Here is a 22,641-nt window from a genome sequence, read left to right as displayed (position 1 = left end):
AATGGGCGGGTGGACGACTTCCCGACCTACCTCTCCGGCCTGCGCCTGCACGATCGGCGCGTCGTCGTCGTGGGGGGCGGGCACGTCGCCCAGCGACGCATCCCGCTGCTCATCGCCGTCGGCGCCCGGGTCGTGGTCGTCTCACCCGACGTCACCCCCGCGATCGAGGGGCTCGTCGGCGGAGGAGAGGTCACCTGGCACGCCCGGGGCTTCGACGACGCCGACCTCGACGACACCTGGTACGCCGTGGCCGCCACCGACGACCAGGCCGTCAACGAGCGGGTCTCCGCCGCGGCGGAGGCCCGCCGGGTCTTCTGCGTGCGCGCCGACGACGCCATGCAGGCCACGGCCTGGACGCCGGCGGTCGGTCGCCACGACGGCGTGACCGTGGCGGTGCTGGGGCAGCGCCAGCCCCGCCGCTCGGCGCTGGTGCGCGACGAGATCGTCGAGGCGCTCCAGGCCGGCACCCTCGGCGCGGTGCACGAGCGCGGCGAGCGCACCCCGGGCGTCGTCCTGGTCGGCGGCGGGCCGGGGGACCCCGACCTGGTCTCGGTGGCCGGGCGCAAGGCGCTGATGGAGGCCGACGTGGTGGTGGCCGACCGGCTCGCCCCCCGCGAGCTGCTCGGCGACCTGCCGCCCGACGTGGAGCTCATCGACGTCACCAAGCTGCCGCGCGGCCGCGCGGCGGCGCAGGAGGAGATCAACCGGGTCATCGTGGAGCGGGCCCTCGCCGGGCAGCGGGTCGCCCGCTTCAAGGGCGGCGACAACTTCGTCTTCGGCCGCGGCTACGAGGAGGTCATCGCCTGCCGCGAGGCCGGCGTGCCCGTGCGGGTCATCCCGGGTCTCAGCAGCTCCATCGCGGTGCCGGCCGTCGCGGGCATCCCGGTGACCCACCGCGGGGTCGCCCACGAGTTCACCGTGGTCTCCGGCCACCTGCCGCCCGAGCACCCCGAGTCGCTCACCGACTGGAAGGCCCTGGCCCGCCTGCACGGCACGGTCGTCGCGCTCATGGCCGTGCAGAACGCCGGCGCGATCGCCGCCGCCATGGTCGACGGCGGCCGCGACCCCCGCACGCCGGTCGCCGTCGTGTGCGACGGCACGATGCCGGGGGAGCGCACCGTGCTGAGCCGCCTGGGGACCCTGGCCGCCGACCTGGCCGCGCAGGAGGTCAAGCCGCCCGCGATCATCGTCATCGGCCCGGTCGTGGCCGTGGCGCACCCCGAGGCCTACCCCGACGTGCCCCTCGTGCTCGACCGGCCCGACGCCCACACGGTGCCGCCGCGCGGCGACGGCCTGGTCTGATGGCCACGCTGGTCGAGATCGAGGACCCGGCCGACCCGCGGCTGGCCGACTACCGCGACCTGCGCGACGTCGAGCTGCGCAAGGCGCTCGAGGCCGAGCACGGCCTCTTCCTCGCCGAGGGCGAGAAGGTGGTGCGGCGCTCGGTGGAGGCCGGCTTCGAGCCGCGCTCCTTCCTCATGGCGCCGCGGTGGCTCGAGGGTCTCGGCGACGTCCTCGCGACGACCGACGCGCCCTGCTACGTGCTGTCGGAGGCCCTCGCCGAGCAGGTCACGGGATTCCACGTGCACCGTGGCGCTCTGGCGTCCCTCGAGCGGCGTCCGCTGCCCAGCGTCGAGTCGGTGGTGGCCGGCGCGCGCTCGGTCCTGGTACTGGAGGACCTCGTCGACCACACCAACGTCGGCGCGATCTTCCGCTGCGGCGCCGCGCTCGGCTTCGACGCGGTGCTGCTGGCCCCGCGCTGCGCCGACCCGCTCTACCGCCGGTCGATCAAGGTCGGCATGGGTGCGGTCTTCACCCTGCCCTGGACGCGGGTCGACGACTGGGCCACGGCGCTGCCGAGCCTCTCCGAGCTCGGCTTCACCACCGTGGCCCTCACGCTCGCCGACGACGCCACGGAGGTGGAGCAGGCGGTCGCCGGGCTCGACAAGGTGGCGCTGGTGCTCGGCTCCGAGGGCCACGGGCTCTCGCCGCGGTGGGAGCGCGCGGCCGACCGTCGCGCGGTCATCCCCATGGCCGCCGGGATCGACTCCCTCAACGTCGCCGCGGCCACGGCCGTGGCCTGCTACGTCACGGCGCGCCGCTCGTGACCTGGCCCGTGCGGCCGGACCCGACGGCCTGGGTGGGAGAGGGCCGTCAGGACCCGGCGGGCCAGTCGAGGGGGTAGTCCTCGACCGCCCGGTCGTGCTCCTTCTGGAGCCGCTTGCGCACCTTGGTGGGCAGCCGGTCGCCGAAGACGGTGCCCCGGGTGTGGTCGGTCTCGTGCTGCAGGCAGCGCGCGAGCAGGCCGTCGCCGGTGAAGGTCACGGGCTGGCCGTCGAGGCCCTGGCCGGTGACGGTGGCGAGGTCGGGGCGGGCGCACTCGACGAAGGCGCCGGGGAAGGAGAGGCAGCCCTCGTCGGAGTCGTCGAGCTGGCGCTCGCGCCCCTCGGGCAGCGTCACCTCGGGGTTGCACACCACGCCGACGGTGCGCTCGCCCCGGGCGTCGGGGCAGTCGAAGACGAAGACCGCCACGTCCTCGCCGATCTGGCAGGCGGCCAGGCCCACGCCGTCCGCGGCGTACATCGTGGCGACCATGTCGGCCACGAGCGCGCGCAGGTCCTCGTCGAAGGACGTGACGGCCTGCTGGGGGCGGTGCATGACCGGTGTGCCCCAGCGCGTGACGGGCCGGACGGTGCCTCCGGCGGGCAGGGGGCCGAAGGGTGCGTGCTCGGGCGGGGCGGTCTGCTCGGACATGGCCTCGATCCTAGGAGCGAGGGCCCGGGGGAGCGGAAACCGCGTTGTGACCGGTCGCATGGGACGAGGTGTAGCGCTGGGTGTAACTGGCAGTTACATTTGGTCCATGGACCTGACCAAGAGCTTGCGACCCGGGGGGAAGCACGGCGTCTCCTCCCAGGAGTCGCGCGACCCCATCGGCCTCGCCGTGGCCGCCCTCAACAAGCTGGCGCAGAGCGACCTGATCGACCGCATCGGTCTGCGCCGGCCCGCCGAGCAGGCGGTCTTCACCGCCACCCGCAACGGCTTCAAGACCGCCACCGCGGCCAGTCGCACCTTCGCCCGGGCCGGCTCCCGTGCGACGCCGGGCGTGCGCGTGCCGGCGGCCGCGCCGAAGGGCGTCTTCGACCTCACCCCGACCGAGGACGAGCAGATGCTCGTCGACGTCGTCTCGGAGTACGCCGCGGAGGTGCTGCGCCCGGCCGCCACCGAGGCCGACGACGCCTGCGCGGCCCCCGAGCCGGTGCTGAAGGCCAGCCTGGAGATCGGCCTGCCGATCCTCGGCGTGCCCGAGTCGCTGGGCGGCATCTCCGAGGAGCGCTCGGCCATGGCCGGCACTCTCGTGGCCGAGGCGCTCGCGAAGGGCGACATGGGCCTGGCCGTGGCCGCGCTCGCCCCTGGAGCCGTCGCGACCGCGCTCGGTCTGTGGGGCAGCGAGGAGCAGCAGCAGACCTACCTGCCCGCCTTCGCCGGCGACGAGGTGCCGGCCGCAGCCCTGGCCCTGACCGAGCCCGCCGTGCTCTTCGACGTGCTCTCGCCGAGCACGACGGCGCGCCGCAGCGGCGAGGGCTTCGTGCTCGACGGCGTCAAGAGCGCCGTGGTGCGGGGCGCCGAGGCCGAGCTCTTCGTGGTGGGCGCGTCGCTGGAGGGCAAGCCGGCCCTCTTCCTCGTGGAGTCCTCGGCCGACGGCCTCGCCGTCGAGGCCGACCCCTCCATGGGCGTGCGCGCCGCCTCCCTCACCCGGCTGAGCCTGTCCGGGGTCTCCGTGCCGGCCGGCGCCCTGCTGGGCTCCGCCGACGGCACCACCTACACCGAGTGCGTGCGTCTGTCCCGCCTCGCCTGGTGCGCCCTCGCCGTGGGCACCGGCCAGGCCGTGCTCGACTACGTCACGCCCTACGTCAAGGAGCGCGAGGCCTTCGGCGAGCCGATCGCCCACCGCCAGTCGGTGGCCTTCATGGTCGCCAACATCGCGATCGAGCTCCAGGCCATGCGCCTGCTCACCTACAAGGCCGCCGCCCGCGCCGCCGCGGGCAAGGACTTCACCCGCGAGGTCGCGCTGGCCCGCCGCTCGTGCAGCGACCGGGGCATGCAGATCGGCCTCGACGGCGTGCAGCTGCTCGGTGGTCACGGCTTCGTCAAGGAACACCCCGTCGAGCGCTGGTACCGCGACCTCCGCGCGGTCGGCGTCATGGAAGGAAGCGTGCTGGTCTGATGATCAACCTCGACGACCCCAAGAAGCTGCGCCCGCTGGCCAGCCAGGCCCACCAGGTCGCCATGAACATGCTGCGACCCATCTCGCGCAAGTACGACCGCGCCGAGCACGAGTACCCCCAGGAGCTCGACATGCTCGCGGCGATGATCGACGGCCTCTCGGAGTCGGGCGCGAGCTCCGGCGCCGGGGCCTCGGGCGTGCGCCGCGACGAGAAGGAGGAGAAGGCCGGCGTCAAGAACGGCACCAACCTGGCCTCGGTCATGTCGATCCAGGAGATGTGCTGGGGCGACGTGGGACTGCTGCTGTCGATGCCCCGCCAGGGTCTCGGCAACTCCGCCATCGCCAGCGTCGCCGACGACGAGCAGCTCGAGCGTTTCGACGGCGTCTGGGCCGGCATGGCCATCACCGAGCCCGGCACCGGCTCCGACTCGGCCAACATCAAGACGACCGCCGTCCTCGACGGCGACGAGTACGTCCTGAACGGCGAGAAGATCTACGTCACCGCCGGTGGCCGCGCCGACCACATCGTGGTCTGGGCGACCCTCGACCGCGACCTGGGCCGGGCCGCGATCAAGTCCTTCGTGGTGCCCAAGGGCACCCCGGGCATGCGCGTCGACCGGCTCGAGCACAAGCTCGGGATCCGCGCCTCCGACACCGCGACGATCATCTTCGAGAACTGCCGGGTGCCGAAGGAGAACCTCCTGGGCTCTTCGGAGGTCGACGTCAAGCAGGGCTTCGCGGGCGCCATGGCGACCTTCGACAACACCCGCCCGCTCGTCGCGGCGATGGCGATCGGCTGCGCCAAGGCGTCGCTCGACCTGACGCGCGACCTGCTCGAGCAGGCCGGCGTCGTCATCGACTACGACCGCCCCGCCGTCACCCAGTCGGCCGCCGCGGCGAAGTTCCTCCAGATGGAGGCCGACTGGGAGGGCGCGCGCCTGCTCACCCTCCAGGCGGCCTGGATGGCCGACAACCGCGAGCCCAACAGCCTGGAGGCGTCGATGGCCAAGGCCAAGGCGGGCCGGGTGGGCTCCGACATCACGCTGAGCTGTGTCGAGCTGGCCGGGTCCATCGGCTACAGCGAGGCCGAGCTGCTCGAGAAGTGGTCGCGCGACTCCAAGATCCTCGACATCTTCGAGGGCACGCAGCAGATCCAGCAGCTCATCGTGGCCCGCCGGGTCCTGGGGCTGAGCAGCGCCGAGCTGAAGTGAGCCCGTGCCCGCGCCGCCACGGCGGCGCGGGGACACGGCGGAGGCCGCGCACCGGTCGAGGGGGGACCGACGGTGCGCGGCCTCCGTGCGTCACGGGCCGTGCTGGCTCAGGAGGCGGACGACCCGGAGGAGCCCTCGTCGGTGACCGGCGCGTCGGCGGTCTTCGGCGGCGCGTGGTCGATGGCCTCCGCGACCACCGCAGGGCTCGGCACCGCGCCGGCGGCGGCGTCGGCGGAGGCCGGCGTGGCCGCCGACTTCGTGGCGGTCGACGGCGACTTCGCCGCGGCCGTCTTCGCCGTCGCCGTCTTCTTCGCCGTCGGCGCCTTCGTGGCGGCGGCCTTGGTCGCCGCAGACTTCGTGCCCGCGGTCTTCGTGCCCGTGGTCTTGGTGGCAGAGGTCTTCTTCGTTGCCGGGGTCTTCTTCGCCGGGGCCTTCGTCGCGGCAGTCGTGGTCGCGGGGGAGTCCTCCGACGCGGCCGCGCGTGCCGGCAGCTTGTCGCCCGGGCCGTCGCTCGACGAACCGGCCGTGGCGTCGGCGGCTCCCATGGAGGCGGTCCTGGCGACGTCGGCCGGGGTCGCGTCGACGTGCTCCGGGTCGGCTGCGGCATCGATGGACGTCTCGGGAGCCGACGAGGCGGCAGTCTTCGTGGCCTTCGTGGCCGGGGCCCTCTTCGCCGAGGCCTTGGTCGCCGGGGCCTTCTTCGCCGGGGCCTTGGTGGTCGGGGCCGCCGGAGCGTCGGACGTCGTGGCAGCCGCCTTCGCGGTGGGGGTCTTCTTGGCGGAGGCCTTCTTCGCCGGGGCGGCCGGGTCGGGCACGGCGGTCTTCGTCGAGGCTGTCGGCTTCGCGGGGGCCTTCTTCGCGGCGCTCTTGCCCGCCGCGGACTTCTTCGTGGAGGTCTTCGCCGCCGGTGTCCTCGTGGCGGGGGACTTCGCGGCCGGCGCGACCGGGTCGCCGGCGACCTTGCCCGAGGCCGCGGGGGTCGGGGCGGGCCCGGTGGGCACCGAGGTCGACGCGGGGACCGCCGCCTCGGTGGGGGCCGGCGCAGTGCCGGCCGCGCCCTTGCGTCCGGGCACCAATGACGTGACGGTCCCGGCAGCCTTGCCGGCCACGTCGAGCGGCAGCTTGGCCACTCCCTTCACGGCATCCTTCACGCCGCCGGCGGCGCCGGCCGCCGCACCCGCGGCCGCGCTCGTCACCTCGCCGGTGAGGTCCTTGATCTTGCCGAGCTTCTTGCGGGCCACGTGAGCCTCCTGTGGTGTCGGTCGTGCGGTTACCGTCCGGTATACCGCGATCCGACCACCCTCGCCTCACCCCGGGGGCGCCCGCCCGACGGGCAGACTGCACCCATGGCTCCGACCGACGCCGGCGCAGAGCGCCGTACCGACCTGATCGTCTCGACCCTGGGCGACGCCTTCGCGCCGCTCATGAAGGCCGACCCGACCGCGTTCCGCGGGAAGTACCGCAAGATGGCCTCCGACCCGCACGCCTTCTACCGCGGCACGGCGTGCCTGTTCTACGCCGACGTGACCGGCGACGGCGAGCACGGGGGCGACCCCTTCAGCGACGAGCGCAGCGGCCGGATCTGGGTCCACGGCGACCTGCACGTGGAGAACTTCGGCACCTACCTCAACTCCGACGGTCGCCTGGTCTTCGACGTCAACGACTTCGACGAGGCCTACCTCGGGCGCTTCGTGTGGGACCTGCAGCGCTTCGCGGCGTCCCTCGCCCTGGTCGGCTGGCAGAAGGCGCTGCCCGAGGACGACGTGCGGCGCCTGATCGGTCGCTACCTGCGGGCCTACCTCGCCCAGGTCGACGAGTACCGCCGCAGCGACGAGGACGACTTCGCCCTGCACCTCGACAACACCGAGGGCCCGATCCACGCCGCGCTGGTCGACGCGCGCCAGCAGCGTCGCGCCGAGCTCCTCGACGCCAACACCCACCGCTCCGAGGGCAGCAGGGTCTTCCTCGACGACCGCTCCGTGCGCCGCCTCGGGCAGGCCGAGCGCCGCACGGTGGAGCGGGCCTACGCGCTCTACCTCGAGTCGATCCCCGAGGACCGCCGATCCGACCGGGCGCTCTTCTACGACCTGCGCGACGTCGTCGGCAAGTCGGGCTTCGGCATCGGCAGCGCCGGTCTGCCCGCCTACAACCTGCTCATCGAGGGCGCCAGCCAGGCCCTCGACAACGACGTGATCCTGTCGATGAAGCAGGCCAACGTGCCCGCGATCAGCCGCTTCGTCGACACCAGCGCGGTCGAGTCCTACTTCCAGCACGAGGGCCACCGCACCGTGGTCAGCCAGCGCGCGCTGCAGGTGCACACCGACCCGCTGCTGGGGTTCACCGAGGTCGACGGCACCGGCTACGTCGTCGCCGAGGTCTCGCCCTACGAGGTCGACCTCGACTGGCGCGACCTCACCGAGCCCGACGACATCGCGCACGTCGTCGACCTGCTCGGGCGCGCGACGGCCAAGATCCACTGCGCCTCCGACGAGGACAGCGACCAGGACCTCGTGGACTTCCAGGTCGAGGAGGCGATCGCGGCCAGCCTCGAGGGCCGCCGCCGCGAGTTCACCTCCTGGGTCACCGACTTCGGGCTGTCCTACGCCGACCAGGTGCGCGACGACCACGAGCTCTTCGTGCGGGCCTTCCGCGAGGGCCGGATCGGCGTCTCCTCGACCTGATCCGCCGCGACGTCAGCCCCTACATCAGGCCCGACGCCGACGCCGACGCCGACGCCGACGCCGGCGTCGGGGCCGGGGTCGCTCAGCGCGCGACGATCGCGGAGCCGGTGGACGGCGTGGCCACCAGGTGGGCCGGCTCCCGGAAGCCGTCGGCCACGAAGCGGGCGTCGATCGCGCGGGCGACGGCCTCGACACGGTCGGCGGGCACCACGGCCACGCTCGAGCCTCCGAAGCCGCCGCCGGTCATGCGCGCGGCCAGTGCGCCGGCCTGCACAGCGGTCTCGACCGCGGCGTCGAGCTCGGGGCAGGAGATCTCGAAGTCGTCGCGCATCGAGACGTGGGAGGCCAGGAAGCAGCGGCCGACCTGACCCCAGTCGCCCGCGGCGAGGGCACCGACCACCTCGGTGACCCGCGCGATCTCGGTGACGACGTGGCGCGCGCGCCGGCGCAGCCGCTCGTCGTCGAGGAGCTCCACGGCCTGCGCGGTGGCCTCGCGCAGCGTGGGCACGCCGAGGCGGCGCGCGGCCTCCTCGCAGTCGGCGCGGCGCGAGGCGTACCCGCCGTCGACGAGCGCGTGGCTGACCCGCGTGTCGGTGACCAGCAGCACGAGGTCGGCCGCGGCCAGGGGGAGGGCGACGTCGCGGGTCGAGCCGTCGGCGAAGTCGACGAGCAGCGCCGTGCCCGCGGCGGCGTGGACCGAGACGGTCTGGTCCATGCCCCCGGTCGGGGCGCCGACGACCTCGGTCTCGGCGCTGATGGCCGCGGCGACCAGACGGCGTCGGCCCTCGGGGTCGAGGTCCACCCCGAGCAGCGCCAGCGCCGCTGCCCCCACCGCGCACTCCAGGGCCGCCGAGCTCGACAGCCCGGCGCCGAGGGGCACGGTGGAGTCGACGAGGACGTCGAGGCCCGTGACGTCGAGGCCCTCGCGGCCCAGCGCCCAGACCACCCCCACGGCGTAGCCGGCCCAGCCGGCGTCGAGGTCGGGACCCAGGTCGGCCAGGCGGCCCTCCCACAGCCCCTCGGCCTGCAGGCTGCCCACCCGCAGCCGGTCGTCGTCGCGGGGCCGCACCGCGGCGTAGGTGGCGTGGGGCAGGGCCACCGGGAGCACGAGTCCGGCGTTGTAGTCGGTGTGCTCGCCGATGAGGTTGACCCGGCCGGGCGCGCGGGCGACCACCGTCGGCTCCGCGCCGAAGCGTGCGGCGAACGCGGCCGTGAGGGTCGTGGTGAGCGCCTCGGGGGCGCCGGGGTCCAGGAACGACATGAGCGTCAGCCTATGGGAGCGCAAACATGTCCGGTGACCCCTCGCCGGCCCGGTCCTCGGGGCCCCGCGACATACTGGCTCGATGGACGAGCAGCTGATCGACCTGGCCCACCAGATGTTCGACCTTGCCCGCGAGGGGCACACCGAGCGCCTGCTGGCCTACGTCGAGGCGGGTGTGCCGGTCGACCTCACCGACGCCGCGGGCAACACCCTGCTCATGCTCGCCGCCTACCACGGCCACGCGGCCACGACCTCGGCCCTGGCCGCTCGGGGCGCCGACGTGGACCGGCTCAACGACCGGGGCCAGTCCCCCCTCGCCGGGGCGGTGTTCAAGGGCGAGGACGACGTGGTCGCGGCCCTGCTCGCCCTCGGGGCCGACCTGGACGCGGGGAGCCCCACCGCCCGCGCCACGGCCGAGATGTTCGGCCGCGACCTCGGCTAGGGGCCCGCGACGCGCCCGGCCCCGGCCCGGCGTCGGCACCGGCGCGTAGCATCGCGCCCCGTGCGCTTCCTCTCCGACGCGGCTCCGCCGTACGACCTGACCTACGACGACGTCTTCATGGTGCCCCGCTCCTCGGCGGTGGCCAGCCGCTACGACGTCGACCTCGCCACCGATGACGGCACCGGCGCCACGCTGCCGCTGGTGGTCGCCAACATGACCGCCATCGCCGGCAAGCGGATGGCCGAGACCGTGGCACGTCGCGGCGGTCTCGTGGTCGTGCCCCAGGACATCCCGATCCCGGTGGTGGCCGACGTGGTGCGCTACGTCAAGGAGCGCCACCACGTGCTCGACACCCCCATCGTGCTGGGGCGCCACCAGACGGTGGCCGAGGCGCTGTCGCTGATCCCCAAGCGCGCACACCGCGCCGCCGTCGTGGTCGAGGACGGGCGTCCCGTGGGGGTCGTGTCGGAGGCCGACTGCACCGACGTCGACCGCTTCGCCCAGGTGGGCGACGTGATGAACACCGAGCCGGTGACCATCGCCGCGGGCAGTGACCCGCGTGCGGCCTTCGACGCCATCGACCGGGCCCGCGCGGCCGTGGCCGTCGCGGTGCACCCCGACGGCACCCTCGCCGGGGTGCTCACCCGCACCGGCGCGCTGCGCGCCACCGTCTACACCCCGGCCGTGGACGCGACCGGCGGTCTGCGGATCGCCGCGGCCGTCGGCGTCAACGGCGACGTGGCCGGCAAGGCCGCCGACCTGCTGGCCGCGGGCGTGGACTGCCTCGTCGTCGACACCGCCCACGGCCACCAGGACCGCATGGTCGACGCGCTGCGCGCCGTGCGGGCGCTCTCGCCGCAGGTGCCGGTGGTGGCCGGCAACGTGGTGTCGGCCGAGGGCACCCGGGCGCTGGTCGAGGCCGGCGCCGACGTCGTCAAGGTCGGTGTGGGTCCCGGCGCCATGTGCACCACCCGGATGATGACGGGGGTGGGGCGCCCGCAGCTGAGCGCCGTGCTCGACTGCTCGGCGGCCGCGCGCGACCTCGGCGCGCGGGTGTGGGCCGACGGCGGCGTGCGGCACCCGCGCGACGTGGCGCTGGCGCTGGCGGCCGGTGCCTCCAGCGTGATGATCGGCTCCTGGTTCGCCGGCACCCACGAGTCGCCGGGCGACCTGGTGACCGACTCCGACGGCCGGGCCTACAAGGTCTCCTTCGGCATGGCCTCGGCGCGCGCCGTGGCCCACCGCACCTCGACCGAGTCGGCCTTCGACCGCGCCCGCAAGGGGCTCTACGAGGAGGGCATCTCGTCCTCGCGGATGTACCTCGACCCGGCCCGTCCGGGGGTGGAGGACCTCATCGACCAGATCTGCTCGGGCGTGCGCTCGGCGTGCACCTACGCCGGTGCCGCGTCGCTGGCCGAGCTGCGCGAGCGCGCGGTCATCGGCGTGCAGTCGGCCTCGGGATACGCCGAGGGGCGCCCGCTGGCCACCAGCTGGTGACCTGCGGGCGCCCCTGACGCGCGCTCGTCGTGCTGCGGGTGCCGCTCGTCAGGCGCCCGGGGTGCGCGCCGGGTCGGCCACCATCCCGGACGCCGTGCGGGGCGCCGGGTCGGGCGCCGCGTCGGGGTCCTTCTCGGTGGAGAGCACGAAGTCGTCGCCGTGCTCGGTCACGCCGGCGACCACGGCGCTCTCGACCGCCTCGACGGCGTACTGGCGGCGGACCACCAGCGGGTCGGTCGAGAGGTCCTTCACCAGCGAGACCGCCAGGCCGATCATGACGACGACGAAGGGCAGCGCCGCCACGATCGTGATGGTCTGCAGCCCGGTGAGGGCGTCGTCGCCGCCCACCAGCAGCATCACCGCGGCGACGGCACCGGTGGCCACGCCCCAGAAGACCACCGTGGGTCGGCGCGGCTCGGTCGTGCCGCCCTCCGAGAGGGTGCCCATGACGATCGAGGCGGCGTCGGCGCCGGAGACGAAGAAGATCGCCACCAGCACCATCACGACGACGCTGGCCACCGTGGCCAGGGGGAACTGGTCGAGGGTGGAGAAGAGCTGCGACTCGGCCGCACCGTCGCCGAAGACGTCGATGCCGCTGTCCTGCAGGTCGATGGCCGTGCCGCCGAAGACGCAGAACCACAGCAGGCTCACCGCGCTCGGCACCAGCAGCACCCCGGTGACGAACTGGCGGATGGTGCGACCGCGCGAGATGCGGGCCAGGAACATGCCGACGAAGGGGGTCCAGGACACCCACCACGCCCAGTAGAAGACGGTCCAGGACTGCAGCCACTCCTGCGTCTCGGCCCCCTCGGCGCCGGTGCGGGCGGCCATCATCGGCAGGTCGCCGACGTAGCTGCCGATCGAGGTCGGCACCAGGTTGAGGATGAACACGGTCGGGCCGACGACGAAGACGAAGAGCGCCAGCGCCACGGCGAGCACCATGTTGATGTTGGAGAGCCACTGGATGCCCTTGGCCACGCCCGAGACGGCCGAGAGCACGAAGGCCACGGTGAGCACCGCGATGATGCCCACCAGCACGCCGTTGCCGACCGGACCGATGCCGGCGACGATCTCGAGCCCGCTGCGGATCTGGATCGCGCCCAGGCCGAGCGAGGCGGCGGAGCCGAAGAGCGTGGCGAAGATCGCCAGCATGTCGATGACCTTGCCGCCCTTGCCGCGGGCGTGACGGCCCAGCAGCGGCTCGAAGGCGGCGGAGACCAGCTGCACGCGGCCCTTGCGGTAGACGCCATAGGCGATGGAGAGACCGACGACGGCGTAGATGGCCCACGGGTGCAGGGTCCAGTGGAACATCGTGGTGGCCAGCGCCGTCTGGGCGGCCTCGGGGTTGCCCGCCTCGCCGGTGCCCGGGGGAGGGGTGGTGAAGAAGGTGAGCGGCTCGCTGACGCCGTAGAACATCAGGCCGATGCCCATGCCGGCGCTGAACATCATCGCGATCCACGAGATGGTCCGGAACTCGGGCTCGTCGTCGTCACGGCCCAGGGGGATCCGGCCGTACTTGCCCAGGGCCAGCCACAGCACGAACACCACGAAGGAGCTCGTGGTCAGCACGAACAGCCAGCCGGTGTTGGTCATCACCCAGGTCAGCGCGTCGCTGGAGGCCGAGGCCAGGGAGTCGGTGCTGACGAAGCCCCAGACCAGGAACGCGACGGCCAACGCGGCCGTGACGCCGAAGACGGCCTTGTCCAGGCCGGGGCGGGCCGGACGCCCCTCCTCGACCGGGCGGTCGAGGGCGGGGTGGGTCTCGATGTGCTGCGGGATCACGGCCCCCGTGGGGGACTCGAACGCGTCGCGGGCGCGCGGGGCGCGCTCGGTCTCCGCTGGTGTCGGCGTGGACTTCGGTCGCTCTTGCTGTGTCGTCACGGGTCTCGGCGCGGGGACGCCGCCTCCTCGGTCGATCGGGGCAGTGGGACGGGCCCGACCCGCGCGGTGCGCGAGAATCGGACATTCGACCATGTCAGGCCGCGCGCTGCGAGCACAACCCGGCTCACCCCTGCGGGCGATGTCCGACCGGTGACGTCCGGTCAGCGGATGCCGGCCCGACCGACGGTGCGACCCGGGCCCGTGGTGCGACCGGGTCCGTCAGCCGCGCGAACTGCGCTCCGTGCGGCCCCGCACGATGCCGATGAAGGTCTGGATCCGCTCGTCGTCGCGGTCGAGCCTCCAGGCCAGCCCGACACGGGTGGCCGGCAGGTCGACCACGGGCCGGTACGCCGTGTCCTTGCGGCGCAGCAGGCGGGCGACCGACATCGGCGCCAGCAGCACCCCGGTGCCGGCGGCGACGGTCTCCACCGCCTCGGGCAGGCTCATCGCCGGCCACGCCAGCTGCGGCGCCTCCGGCCGCCAGCCGCTCACGTGGGGCCGCACCAGCTGCTCCTCGGCCAGGTCGGCCAGCTCCACCTCGTCCACAGCCGTCACGACGTGCTCGTGGCCGACCACCACGACCGGCACCTCCTCGTAGAGCGGGATGCAGTGCAGGGCGTCGCGGTCGACGGGCAGTCGCACCAGCGCCATGTCGAGCGTGCCGTCGCGCAGACCCTGCTCCTGCTCCGGCTCCTCCACCGGCACCAGCTCGAGCGGCACGCGGGAGCGGCGGCGCCACGTCTCGGCCCACTTGTCGGGGGTGGCCCCGGTGACGAAGCCGACGCGGAAGGGGGTGGTCATGGGCCCGAGGGTACGGGTCAGCCGCTGGCCCCGAACTGCTCGACCCTGATCCCCGTCGCGCGCATCCCGGCCTCGCCGAGCAGCCGGGTGGCGAAGGAGGCGAAGCCGGCCGACCCGCACACGTAGGCCCGGTCGACACCCTCCACGAGGTCGCGCACCTCGTCGACGTACGGCGGCGCCGCCACCCGCACCGACCCGTCGGCGCCGGTGAGGTTCTCGCGCGTCAGCGCCACGAGCGCGCCGGCGGCGCCCAGCTCCTCGGCGTAGGGCAGGGCGGCGCGGGTGCGCCCGACCGCGACGACGCGGAGCCGGTCGGACACCCCGAGCCGCCGGGCGTGGCGCAGCATCGCCACGGCCGGCACGACGCCGGTGCCGCCGACGACGCACACGGCCGGCACGAGGTCGCCGGCCCCGCCCCAGGTGAACCAGCCGCCGATCGGCCCGCGCAGCTCGAGCACGTCGCCGACCTCGAGCACCTCGTGGAGGAAGCCGGAGACCTCACCGCCGGGGAGGTGCTCGACGAGCAGCTCCAGGAGCGGGTCGCCCGGGTCGGAGGCCACGGAGTAGGACCGCTGGGCGGTGTAGCCGTCGTCGGCGCGCAGGCGGACCACGTAGTGCTGCCCGGGGAGGTGGTCGACGCGGTCGGCGACCTCGAGGCGCACCCGCAGCAGCGCCGTGCCCTCGTGCACCACCTCGACCGCGCGGCCGGTGGTCCAGCGACCGACCGGGGCGGCCGCGGTGGAGGCGGTGCTCACGGGTCGCCCTGGTAGCGCTGCTCCAGCCACGGGTCGCCGCGGTCGTGGTAGCCGTTGGCCTCCCAGAAGCCCGGGCGGTCACGGTCCATGAGCTCCAGGCGGGTGACCCACTTGGCCGACTTCCAGAAGTACAGGTGGGGCACCAGCAGGCGCACCGGACCGCCGTGCTCGGCCGGCAGCGGACGGCCCTCGTGCTCCCAGACCACCCACGCCCTGCCGCCGCGCAGGTCCGCCAGCGGCAGGTTGGTGGTGTAGCCGGTCGTGGCGTGCGCCATCACGTGGGTGGCCGACGCCGTGGGGCCGGCGGCGTCGAGCAGCACGTCGACGGACACGCCGGTGAAGCTGGTCTCCAGCATCGACCAGGTCGTCACGCAGTGGATGTCCCCGTCGTACGTCGAGCCCGGCAGCGCGTGCAGCTCCTCCCAGCTCCACGTGGTCGACCGCTCGACCTCGCCGTCGACGGTCAGCGACCAGCGGGCGGGGTCGACGACGGGGGCGACCTCGGCGGTGAGCACCGGCCAGTCGCGGCCGGTGTCGTACTGCCCCGGGGGCAGGCGGTCGGGACGGCCCCGGCGCGGGCGGCCGCTGAAGCCTCGGGTGACGGGCACGGGTGCTCCTCGGACGGGTCGTGGGACGGCGAGCAGGCCCCATCCTGCCCCGCCGCCCCACGCCCGCGCCGGTGGGCTCAGCCGCCGGCGGGCACGACGTACACCACGACCTCGTCCAGGACGTCTGTGCCGCGCACGAAGTCCAGCTCGGCGACCTCCGCCCCCACGACGAGGTCGGCGGTGCTCCCGGTGTCGTCGCCGCCACGGCGGCGGTCCACCACGCGGTCCTCCTCGTCACCGTCGTCGTCACCGTCGTCGGAGTCGTCGTGGTCCTCGTCACGGGTCTCGAGCTCGATCTCGGTGTCGTCGGTGACCAGGCCCGTCAGCGTGTCGGTCCCCGATCCGACCACGAGCCTGCCCGTGACGGCGTCGAAGGAGACGATCGCCCCGACGAGGTCGTCCTCGTCCTCGTCGTGGTGGCCGTCGCCGTCCCGGTCGCCGTCGCAGGCGTCGTCGTCGTGGTCGTCGCCGTCCTCGTCGAGACGCCCGTCGTCGTCGGAGTCCTCCTCGCCGTCGGGCGTGCCGTCGTCGTCGGAGTCGGAGTCGTCGGAGCCGAGTCCGAGCTCGTTCTCGTCCTCGTCGGCGACGCCGTCGGAGTCGGAGTCGTCGTCGTCCTTCGCGCAGGGCTCGCGGGCGTCGTCCTCGTCCTCGTCGGCCACGTCGTCGCCGTCGGAGTCCTCGTCGCCGTCGAGCGTGCCGTCGTCGTCGGTGTCCTCGTCACGCGGGTCGGAGCCGCGCGCCTTGCCGCGCAGCTCGTCGGCGTCGTCCTGGCCGTCGCCGTCGGTGTCCTCAGCGCGCGGGTCGGTGCGCTCCTGCGACTCGCGGCGGTTGCTGAGGCCGTCCTTGTCGGCGTCTCCGCGGGCGTCGCCGGCCTCGGTCGGGTCGAAGCCGTGACGGCGCTCGTAGCGGTCGGACATGCCGTCGCCGTCACGGTCGCGCGGGGCGGCGTCGGCGGTGGTGGCGAGGCCGGAGACGGCGAGGACGGCGACCGCGGTCGCCGCCAGGGTGCGGGGGATCGGCATGGGGGAGCCTTCCGGGAGGTGTCGCTGGACAGGGGGTCCCCCTCCCGGTCGGCCCCGCCCGGCCCGGGGTGAGGACTTCGCCGGCAAAGCCTCACCCCGGTGCCGCCCGGGGTCGCGCCTCTCAGCCGTCGAGCGCCCGGCGCACGCGGGGGGCGACCTCGGTGCCCAGCAGCTCGATGCCGTGCAGGAGGTTGTGGTGCGCCAGACGGATGTTGGTCATCTGCAGCGAGATCCGGTCGACGCCGCCGAGGTCGGCGTCGATGCGCAGCATCTTCTGCGCCACCGTCTCGGGGGAGCCGATCAGGAAGGCCCCGTCGGGGGCGACCGTGGCGTCGTACTGCGCGCGTCCCGGGGCACCGAACCCTCGCTCGCGGCCGATCGTGGTGAACATCTCCTGCCAGCCGGGGTAGAAGTCGTCGGCGGCCTGCTGGTCGCTGTCGCCGACGAAGCCGAAGCAGTGCAGGCCGACCTTGAGGGTTGCCGGGTCGTGGCCGGCGCGGCGCCCGGTCTCGCGGTAGAGGTCGACCAGCGGCTTGAAGCGCGCGGGCTGCCCGCCGATGATCGCCACCATCAGCGGCAGGCCCAGGCCGCCGGCGCGGGCGAAGGACGACGGGGTGCCACCCGCCCCGACCCAGATCGGGAAGGGGTCCTGCACGGGCCGGGGGTAGACGCCCTGGCCGGTCAGGGCGGGGCGGTGCCGGCCCGACCAGGTGACGTGCGGCTGATCGCGCAGGCGCAGCAGCAGGTCGAGCTTCTCGGCGAAGAGCGAGTCGTAGTCGTCGAGGTCGAGACCGAAGAGCGGGAAGGACTCCACGAAGGAGCCGCGCCCGACGACCAGGTCGATGCGACCACCGGAGACGAGGTCGAGGGTGGCGAACTCCTGGAACACCCTGACCGGGTCGCTGGCGCTGAGCACCGTCACGGCGCTGTTGAGCCGGATGTCGCGCGTGCGTGCCGCGGCGGCGGCCAGCAGCACGGCCGGTGCGGAGTCGAGGTACTCGCTGCGGTGGTGCTCCCCGATGCCGTAGCTGTCGAGGCCGACCTGGTCGGCCCGCTCGACCTCCTCCAGCAGGTGCGCCACCCGCTCCTGGGGGCCGATCTGACGACCGGTGTCGGGGTCGGTGACCACCGAGACGAAGCTGTCGATGCCGATCTTCACGCCGGGACCTCTCCTGCTGCTGCGACGACGACCTTGCCCACCACGTGGCCGTCCTCGACCAGGCCGTGGGCCCGTCGCAGCGTAGCGGCGTCGATCGGCGACAGGACGGTGGTGGCGGTGGAGCGCACACGACCGGCGTCGACGAGGTCGGCGACGCGGTCGAGCAGGTCGTGCTGGCTGCGCTGCTGCTCGCCGCCGGTCAGCGCGCGGGTGAACATCAGCTCCCAGTGCACCGAGAGGCTCTTGGGCTTGAGCGCGGCGATGTCGAGCACCTCGGGGTCGTCGATGGCGACGATCTCGCCGAAGGGGTCGAGGACCTCGGTGTAGAGCTCGAGCTGGCCGGGCTGCTCGACGCGGCTGGTGAAGACCCAGGCGACGCCGTCGGGAGCGGCGAGGCGCACCTGGTCGAGCAGGTCGTCGGCACGGTGGTCCACGACGGCCGCTGCGCCCAGCTGCTCCACCCAGGCCCGGGACTCGGCCCGTGACGCCGTGGCCACCACCCGCACACCGGGCAGCAGCTCGCGCACCAGCTGGAGCACCATCGAGCCGACGCCGCCGGCGGCTGCGGGCAGCAGCAGCGTGCCCTGGCTGGCCTCGTGGAGGCGGAGCTTGTCGAAGAGGCCCTCCCACGCGGTGATCGCGGTCAGCGGGAGGGCGGCGGCCTCGGCGAAGCCGAGGGTGGAGGGCTTGCGTCCCACGAGGCGCTCGTCGACCGCCTGGAGCTCGGCGTCGGAGCCCTGCCGCATCAGGTGGCCGGCGTAGTAGACCTCGTCGCCGACCGCGAAGAGCTCGACCGCGGAGCCGACCTCGACCACCACGCCCGCCGCGTCGTAGCCGAGCACGCGCACCCCGTCGGGACGCTCGTCGGCGCGGTCATCGGGGATCGCGCCGCTGCGCACCTTGGTGTCGACGGGGTTGACCGACACCGCCCGCACCTCGACGAGCAGGTCGCGCGGGCCCACCTCGGGGCGGGGCAGCTCGACGTCGACGAGCGACTCGGGGTCGGTGACCGGGAGGCACCGACGCAGTCCGACGGCGCGCATGGTCGCACCGGGAGCGGTCGTGCCGGGCGTGGTGCCGGGCGCGCTCGACGGGTCGGGGGTGACGGCGGGGCTCTGTTCGCTCATGGCCCCGAGGATGCCCGGCGGCCGGTGAGCGCGGGTCAGCCGCCCGTCGTGGCCGCGGCCCGCCGGGTGCGCGAGCGGCGGGGTGCGACGGCCTCCGGGGCGATCAGCACGGGGCAGGTGGCGTGGTCGAGCACGGCCCGGGCGACCGGCCCGAGGTGCGACCCGACCGGCAGGAGGTGGTGCCGCCGGCCGACCACGACGAGGCCGGAGCGGCCCGCCGCGTCGAGCAGGGCCTCGACCGGGGGCTCGGGGCGCACGTGGAGCACCACCGGCACCTCGGGGAAGCCCGCGCGCAGGGGCTCGACGGCCGCCTCCAGCTCCCGGCGTGCGCGGCCCTCCCAGTCGGCGCGCACGGTGGTGTCGATGACGGGGGACCAGAGCCCACGGGCCCACCAGGAGTGCACCACCCGCAGGCTCGACCCGCGCTCGCGGGCCAGCTCGAAGGCCGTGCGCAGGAGCGGCTCGGCCTCGCCCGCGTCCTGCACGCCCACGGTGACCACCGAGGCCGCGCCGGCCGGGGGCCGTCGCCAGCCGGTGGGCACCGAGACGACGGGCACCGCGGCCCGGGCCGCCACGCCGTTGAGCGTGGAGCGGGTCAGCACGTGGTGCAGCCGGCCGGACGTGCGGCGCTCGAGCACCAGGAGGGCGCCACCGCGCCCCTGGTCGACCAGGTCGTGGACGAGCCCGCCGGAGTCCAGGCGCTCGCCGGTCACGACCGTGCCGGGCCCCCCGAGGTCGCGCGCCAGCCGGACGGCGCTGCTGACGGTGTCGTCGGCGGCGGCGTAGACGTCGGCGAGGAGCTCGGGATAGCCGTTGGCCGCCCCCGCACGCACGACGTGCACGACGTGGACGGGGGCGTGGTGGCGCTCGGCCTCCTGCACCGCGAAGGCGACCGCGCCGGCAGCGCCCTCGGCGCCGACGGCCACGACGATCGTGTCGTCGGGCCGGACGGGCGCGGTCTGGTCGGTGGGGCGGGTGCTGTCCATGGTGGCGGGTCCTCCCGGGTCGGTGACGGGCCTGTCCCGTCACCCCCACGCTCCTCGCTCACCGCCCGTCGCGGACCTGTCCCAGGGCCCCGGTCCGCGGGACCTTCGCCCCTGCGGGTCGGGGGCCGGCCGCGGCAGGCTCGCAGCATGGACACAGCCAGCGCACCGACCGGGCCGGCGGCTGCCGGGGAGCTCACGAGCGAGGAGTGCTGGGAGCGGCTGGCCCGGCACGAGCTGGGACGTCTGGCCTACCGGCTGGTCGACGAGGTCCACCTGGTGCCGATCAACTACGTCGTCGACGACGGGGCGCTGCTCTTCCGCACCGCGGCCGGCGGCAAGCTCCTCGCCGCGGCCCTGCACTCGGAGGTGGCGCTCGAGATCGACTGGCACGACACGTCGTCGGCGTGGTCGGTCGTGGCCCGCGGACGGCTGCGCCGCCTCGACGAGCGCGAGGAGCACCGGCTCGACGCGGAGGTGCGCCAGAGCTGGCTGGAGGGCCCGACGTACGACGTCGTGGAGCTGCGCCCCACCGTGGTGACGGGCCGCTCCTTCCAGCTGCGGGCCAGGCCCGCGGAGCTGGCCGACGCCGACTGAGCCGGCTGCCCACCGACGGCACGGAGCCGCAGGTCCGAGGACCTGCGGCTCCGTGGTGGTGCTGGGGTGGTGCTGGGGTCGTCGCTCAGTCGAGGTCGAAGCGGTCGAGCTCCATGATCTTGGTCCAGGCCTTGACGAAGTCGCCCACGAACTTCTCCCGCGCGTCGTCGGCGGCGTAGACCTCCGACAGCGCCCGCAGCTGCGAGTTGGACCCGAAGATCAGGTCGACCGGCGTGGCGGTGAAGCGCACCTCGTCGGTGGCGACGTCGCGGATCTCGTAGACGTTCTCCTCCGACTCCGAGGCCTTCCAGCGGGTCCCGGGGGACAGCAGGTGGGTGAAGAAGTCGTTGGTGAGCACGCCGGGCCGGTCGGTGAGCACGCCGTGGGCGGTGCCGCCGACGTTGCCGCCGAGGGCGCGCAGACCGCCCACCAGCACGGTCATCTCGGGCGCGGTGAGGTCGAGCATGTAGGCGCGGTCGACCAGGAGCACCTCGGGCTGGGTCTTCTCCCCGGGGCGCAGGTAGTTGCGGAACCCGTCGGCGCGCGGCTCGAGCACCCGGAAGGAGTCGGTGTCGGTCTGCTCCTGGGTGGCGTCGGTGCGACCGGCGCGGAACGGCACGGTCACCTCGACGCCGGCGTCGGCGGCGGCCTTCTCCACCGCGGCGGAGCCGGCGAGCACGATGAGGTCGGCCAGCGAGACCTGCGCCCCGCCCGCGGCGTTGAAGTCGCTGCGGACGCCCTCGAGCACGCCGAGCACGCGCTCGAGCTGCTCGGGCTGGTTGACCTCCCAGCCGCGCTGCGGCTCGAGGCGGATGCGGGCGCCGTTGGCGCCGCCGCGCTTGTCGGTGGAGCGGAAGGTCGCGGCCGAGGCCCATGCCGTGGCGACGAGCTCGGAGACCGTCAGGTCGGTGGCCAGCACCGCCTGCTTGAGGCGGGCGACGTCGGCGTCGGAGACCAGCGGGCCCTCGACGGCCGGCACGGGGTCCTGCCACAGCTGCGGCTCGGCGACCTCGGGGCCGAGGTAGCGGCTGATCGGGCCCATGTCGCGGTGCAGCAACTTGTACCAGGCCTTGGCGAAGGCCAGCGCGAACTCCTCGGGGTTCTCCAGGAAGTGCCGCGAGATCTTCTCGTACGCCGGGTCCACGCGCAGCGCGAGGTCGCTGGTGAGCATGGTGGGCCTGCGCCGGGGGGCGTCCTCGGTCGGGCCGGGGATGACGTCCTCGGCGTCCTTGGCCACCCACTGGTAGGCGCCGGCGGGGCTCTTCTCCAGCTCCCACTCGTAGCCGAACAGGAACTCGAAGTAGTCGTTGCTCCACTGCACCGGGGTGCGGGTCCAGGTGACCTCGAGGCCCGAGGTGATGGCGTCAACGCCCTTGCCGGAGCCGAACTGGCTCGTCCAGCCCAGGCCCTGCTCCTCCAGCGGCGCGCCCTCGGGCTCGGGGCCCACGAGGTCGGCGTCGCCGGCTCCGTGGGTCTTGCCGAAGGTGTGGCCGCCGGCGATGAGGGCGACGGTCTCCTCGTCGTTCATCGCCATGCGGGCGAAGGTCTCGCGGATGTCGCGGGCCGAGGCCAGCGGGTCGGGGTTGCCGTTGGGGCCCTCGGGGTTGACGTAGATCAGGCCCATCTGAACGGCGCCGAGCGACTCGTGGAGCTCGCGCTCGCCGGTGTAGCGCTCGTCGCCCAGCCAGGTGTCCTCGGGGCCCCAGAAGATCTCCTCGGGCTCCCAGACGTCCTCACGGCCGAAGCCGAAGCCGAAGGTCGGCAGGCCCATGTCCTCGAGGGCGACGTTGCCGGCGAGGACCAGCAGGTCGGCCCAGGAGACCTTGGTGCCGTACTTCTGCTTGACGGGCCACAGCAGGCGGCGGGCCTTGTCGAGGTTGGCGTTGTCGGGCCAGCTGTTGAGCGGGGCGAAGCGCTGGCCGCCGTCGCCGGCGCCGCCGCGACCGTCGTAGATGCGGTAGGTGCCGGCGGCGTGCCAGCTGAGACGGATCATCAGGCCGCCGTAGTGGCCGAAGTCGGCGGGCCACCAGTCCTGCGAGGTGCGCAGCACCTGGGTGACGTCCTGCTTGAGCGCGTCGACGTCGAGGCCGGCGAAGGCCTGCTTGTAGTCGAAGTCCTCGCCCAGCGGGTTGCTCTTGGTCGAGTGCACGTGCAGCACCGAGAGGTCGAGGGAGTTGGGCCACCAGTCCTTGAGGCCGTGCGGGCGTCCGCCGGTCTTCGGGGTGGGGGAGTCGATGACCGGGTTCTCGCTCTCGCTGCCCTGCGCGGTGGCGCCGTCGTGCATGACGGGGCAGCCCTGCTCGGCCTTGCGGTCGACGCCCTGGGGGCTGACCGGGGCGGTGTCGCCCTGCGCGGCGCTCTGGTCCTGGTTGTCGCTCATCTGGAACCTTT

Annotated in this window: 20 protein-coding genes; 8 read left to right on the top strand and 12 right to left on the bottom strand. The window is 74.1% G+C overall.

Translation table 11 applies throughout. The features are described from left to right. Positions 1-9: 9 nt before the first annotated feature. Both cobA and IR170_RS01045 read left to right on the top strand, forming a co-directional pair. Positions 10-1,302, top strand: a complete 1,293-nt coding sequence (gene cobA / locus IR170_RS01050) for a uroporphyrinogen-III C-methyltransferase (protein ID WP_319804845.1) — start codon at positions 10-12, stop codon at positions 1,300-1,302. Beyond that, a complete protein-coding gene (locus IR170_RS01045; RefSeq protein WP_193660886.1) occupies positions 1,302-2,108 on the top strand; it encodes a TrmH family RNA methyltransferase in 807 nt (268 codons plus the stop codon). The genes cobA and IR170_RS01045 overlap by 1 nt, the downstream gene beginning before the upstream one ends. A gap of 46 nt (positions 2,109-2,154) precedes the next feature. Here the strand turns inward: IR170_RS01045 and def are convergent, their stop codons facing one another. Then, the gene (gene def, locus IR170_RS01040) at positions 2,155-2,754 is read right to left on the bottom strand and encodes a peptide deformylase (protein ID WP_193660885.1); all 600 of its coding nucleotides are present in this window, start codon (positions 2,752-2,754) and stop codon (positions 2,155-2,157) included. A gap of 106 nt (positions 2,755-2,860) precedes the next feature. Here def and IR170_RS01035 point away from each other — a divergent pair, with 106 nt between their 5' ends. Then, complete coding sequence (locus IR170_RS01035) at positions 2,861-4,225, top strand: acyl-CoA dehydrogenase family protein (RefSeq protein ID WP_082502891.1); 1,365 nt, start codon at positions 2,861-2,863, stop codon at positions 4,223-4,225. Beyond that, positions 4,225-5,436 carry an acyl-CoA dehydrogenase family protein gene (locus IR170_RS01030; protein WP_193660884.1) on the top strand — a complete coding sequence of 404 codons (1,212 nt, stop codon included), beginning with the start codon at positions 4,225-4,227 and terminating at the stop codon, positions 5,434-5,436. Before IR170_RS01035 ends, IR170_RS01030 begins: the two co-directional genes overlap by 1 nt. A 107-nt stretch (positions 5,437-5,543) precedes the next feature. Here IR170_RS01030 and IR170_RS01025 read toward each other — a convergent pair whose 3' ends face one another. Beyond that, positions 5,544-6,677, bottom strand: a complete 1,134-nt coding sequence (locus IR170_RS01025) for a hypothetical protein (RefSeq protein WP_193660883.1) — start codon at positions 6,675-6,677, stop codon at positions 5,544-5,546. A 105-nt stretch (positions 6,678-6,782) separates the two neighbouring features. On the opposite strand from IR170_RS01025, the gene IR170_RS01020 reads away from it, so the two are divergent. Further along, positions 6,783-8,117, top strand: coding sequence for a DUF2252 domain-containing protein (locus IR170_RS01020; RefSeq protein WP_193660882.1), 1,335 nt, complete (start codon positions 6,783-6,785; stop codon positions 8,115-8,117). 82 nt (positions 8,118-8,199) lie between these two features. Here the strand turns inward: IR170_RS01020 and galK are convergent, their stop codons facing one another. After that, positions 8,200-9,378, bottom strand: a complete 1,179-nt coding sequence (gene galK, locus IR170_RS01015; RefSeq protein WP_193660881.1) for a galactokinase — start codon at positions 9,376-9,378, stop codon at positions 8,200-8,202. Positions 9,379-9,460: 82 nt separating this feature from the next. Here galK and IR170_RS01010 point away from each other — a divergent pair, with 82 nt between their 5' ends. Together IR170_RS01010 and IR170_RS01005 are read left to right on the top strand one after the other, a co-directional pair. Next, positions 9,461-9,820 carry an ankyrin repeat domain-containing protein gene (locus IR170_RS01010; RefSeq protein ID WP_056864392.1) on the top strand — a complete coding sequence of 120 codons (360 nt, stop codon included), beginning with the start codon at positions 9,461-9,463 and terminating at the stop codon, positions 9,818-9,820. A gap of 60 nt (positions 9,821-9,880) precedes the next feature. Then, positions 9,881-11,317, top strand: a complete 1,437-nt coding sequence (locus IR170_RS01005; RefSeq protein WP_056864393.1) for a GuaB1 family IMP dehydrogenase-related protein — start codon at positions 9,881-9,883, stop codon at positions 11,315-11,317. Between the two features lie 48 nt (positions 11,318-11,365). Here IR170_RS01005 and IR170_RS01000 read toward each other — a convergent pair whose 3' ends face one another. The 8 genes from IR170_RS01000 to IR170_RS00965 form a co-directional block, all read right to left on the bottom strand. Beyond that, positions 11,366-13,099, bottom strand: a complete 1,734-nt coding sequence (locus IR170_RS01000; RefSeq protein ID WP_193660880.1) for a BCCT family transporter — start codon at positions 13,097-13,099, stop codon at positions 11,366-11,368. 318 nt (positions 13,100-13,417) lie between these two features. After that, positions 13,418-13,999, bottom strand: coding sequence for a LysR substrate-binding domain-containing protein (locus tag IR170_RS00995; protein WP_193660879.1), 582 nt, complete (start codon positions 13,997-13,999; stop codon positions 13,418-13,420). Positions 14,000-14,016: 17 nt separating this feature from the next. After that, the gene (locus tag IR170_RS00990) at positions 14,017-14,754 is read right to left on the bottom strand and encodes an FAD-binding oxidoreductase (RefSeq protein WP_319804844.1); all 738 of its coding nucleotides are present in this window, start codon (positions 14,752-14,754) and stop codon (positions 14,017-14,019) included. Then, positions 14,751-15,362 (bottom strand): sulfite oxidase-like oxidoreductase, encoded by a 612-nt coding sequence (locus IR170_RS00985; RefSeq protein ID WP_193660878.1) that lies wholly within the window; start codon positions 15,360-15,362, stop codon positions 14,751-14,753. The genes IR170_RS00990 and IR170_RS00985 overlap by 4 nt, the downstream gene beginning before the upstream one ends. Before the next feature lie 77 nt (positions 15,363-15,439). Continuing rightward, positions 15,440-16,384, bottom strand: coding sequence for a hypothetical protein (locus IR170_RS00980; RefSeq protein WP_193660877.1), 945 nt, complete (start codon positions 16,382-16,384; stop codon positions 15,440-15,442). A 121-nt stretch (positions 16,385-16,505) separates the two neighbouring features. Further along, on the bottom strand, positions 16,506-17,543 hold the full coding sequence (locus tag IR170_RS00975) for an Atu2307/SP_0267 family LLM class monooxygenase (protein ID WP_193660876.1): 1,038 nt from the start codon (positions 17,541-17,543) through the stop codon (positions 16,506-16,508). Continuing rightward, positions 17,540-18,670, bottom strand: coding sequence for a zinc-binding alcohol dehydrogenase family protein (locus IR170_RS00970; protein ID WP_227488381.1), 1,131 nt, complete (start codon positions 18,668-18,670; stop codon positions 17,540-17,542). The genes IR170_RS00975 and IR170_RS00970 overlap by 4 nt, the downstream gene beginning before the upstream one ends. A 35-nt stretch (positions 18,671-18,705) precedes the next feature. Beyond that, positions 18,706-19,656 (bottom strand): universal stress protein, encoded by a 951-nt coding sequence (locus IR170_RS00965; RefSeq protein ID WP_193660875.1) that lies wholly within the window; start codon positions 19,654-19,656, stop codon positions 18,706-18,708. 147 nt (positions 19,657-19,803) lie between these two features. On the opposite strand from IR170_RS00965, the gene IR170_RS00960 reads away from it, so the two are divergent. Beyond that, positions 19,804-20,250, top strand: a complete 447-nt coding sequence (locus tag IR170_RS00960; protein WP_193660874.1) for a pyridoxamine 5'-phosphate oxidase family protein — start codon at positions 19,804-19,806, stop codon at positions 20,248-20,250. A gap of 85 nt (positions 20,251-20,335) precedes the next feature. Here IR170_RS00960 and katG read toward each other — a convergent pair whose 3' ends face one another. Next, positions 20,336-22,630 carry a catalase/peroxidase HPI gene (gene katG / locus IR170_RS00955; protein ID WP_193660873.1) on the bottom strand — a complete coding sequence of 765 codons (2,295 nt, stop codon included), beginning with the start codon at positions 22,628-22,630 and terminating at the stop codon, positions 20,336-20,338. Positions 22,631-22,641 lie beyond the last annotated feature (11 nt).

It is taken from the genome of Nocardioides kribbensis (assembly GCF_015070375.1).
Classification (GTDB): domain Bacteria; phylum Actinomycetota; class Actinomycetes; order Propionibacteriales; family Nocardioidaceae; genus Nocardioides; species Nocardioides kribbensis.
Note: the sequence above shows the minus strand (reverse complement) of the source record. Positions and strands in the feature narration are given on the sequence as shown.

What these genes read in the sequence shown, in the direction of transcription:
- IR170_RS01045 (WP_193660886.1), top strand. Translation starts at nt 1,302, where the DNA reads ATGGCCACGCTGGTCGAGATCGAGGACCCGGCCGACCCGCGGCTGGCC.
- def (WP_193660885.1), bottom strand. Translation starts at nt 2,754, where the DNA reads ATGTCCGAGCAGACCGCCCCGCCCGAGCACGCACCCTTCGGCCCCCTG.
- IR170_RS01035 (WP_082502891.1), top strand. Translation starts at nt 2,861, where the DNA reads ATGGACCTGACCAAGAGCTTGCGACCCGGGGGGAAGCACGGCGTCTCC.
- IR170_RS01030 (WP_193660884.1), top strand. Translation starts at nt 4,225, where the DNA reads ATGATCAACCTCGACGACCCCAAGAAGCTGCGCCCGCTGGCCAGCCAG.
- IR170_RS01020 (WP_193660882.1), top strand. Translation starts at nt 6,783, where the DNA reads ATGGCTCCGACCGACGCCGGCGCAGAGCGCCGTACCGACCTGATCGTC.
- galK (WP_193660881.1), bottom strand. Translation starts at nt 9,378, where the DNA reads ATGTCGTTCCTGGACCCCGGCGCCCCCGAGGCGCTCACCACGACCCTC.
- IR170_RS01010 (WP_056864392.1), top strand. Translation starts at nt 9,461, where the DNA reads ATGGACGAGCAGCTGATCGACCTGGCCCACCAGATGTTCGACCTTGCC.
- IR170_RS00995 (WP_193660879.1), bottom strand. Translation starts at nt 13,999, where the DNA reads ATGACCACCCCCTTCCGCGTCGGCTTCGTCACCGGGGCCACCCCCGAC.
- IR170_RS00980 (WP_193660877.1), bottom strand. Translation starts at nt 16,384, where the DNA reads ATGCCGATCCCCCGCACCCTGGCGGCGACCGCGGTCGCCGTCCTCGCC.
- IR170_RS00970 (WP_227488381.1), bottom strand. Translation starts at nt 18,670, where the DNA reads ATGAGCGAACAGAGCCCCGCCGTCACCCCCGACCCGTCGAGCGCGCCC.
- IR170_RS00965 (WP_193660875.1), bottom strand. Translation starts at nt 19,656, where the DNA reads ATGGACAGCACCCGCCCCACCGACCAGACCGCGCCCGTCCGGCCCGAC.
- IR170_RS00960 (WP_193660874.1), top strand. Translation starts at nt 19,804, where the DNA reads ATGGACACAGCCAGCGCACCGACCGGGCCGGCGGCTGCCGGGGAGCTC.
- katG (WP_193660873.1), bottom strand. Translation starts at nt 22,630, where the DNA reads ATGAGCGACAACCAGGACCAGAGCGCCGCGCAGGGCGACACCGCCCCG.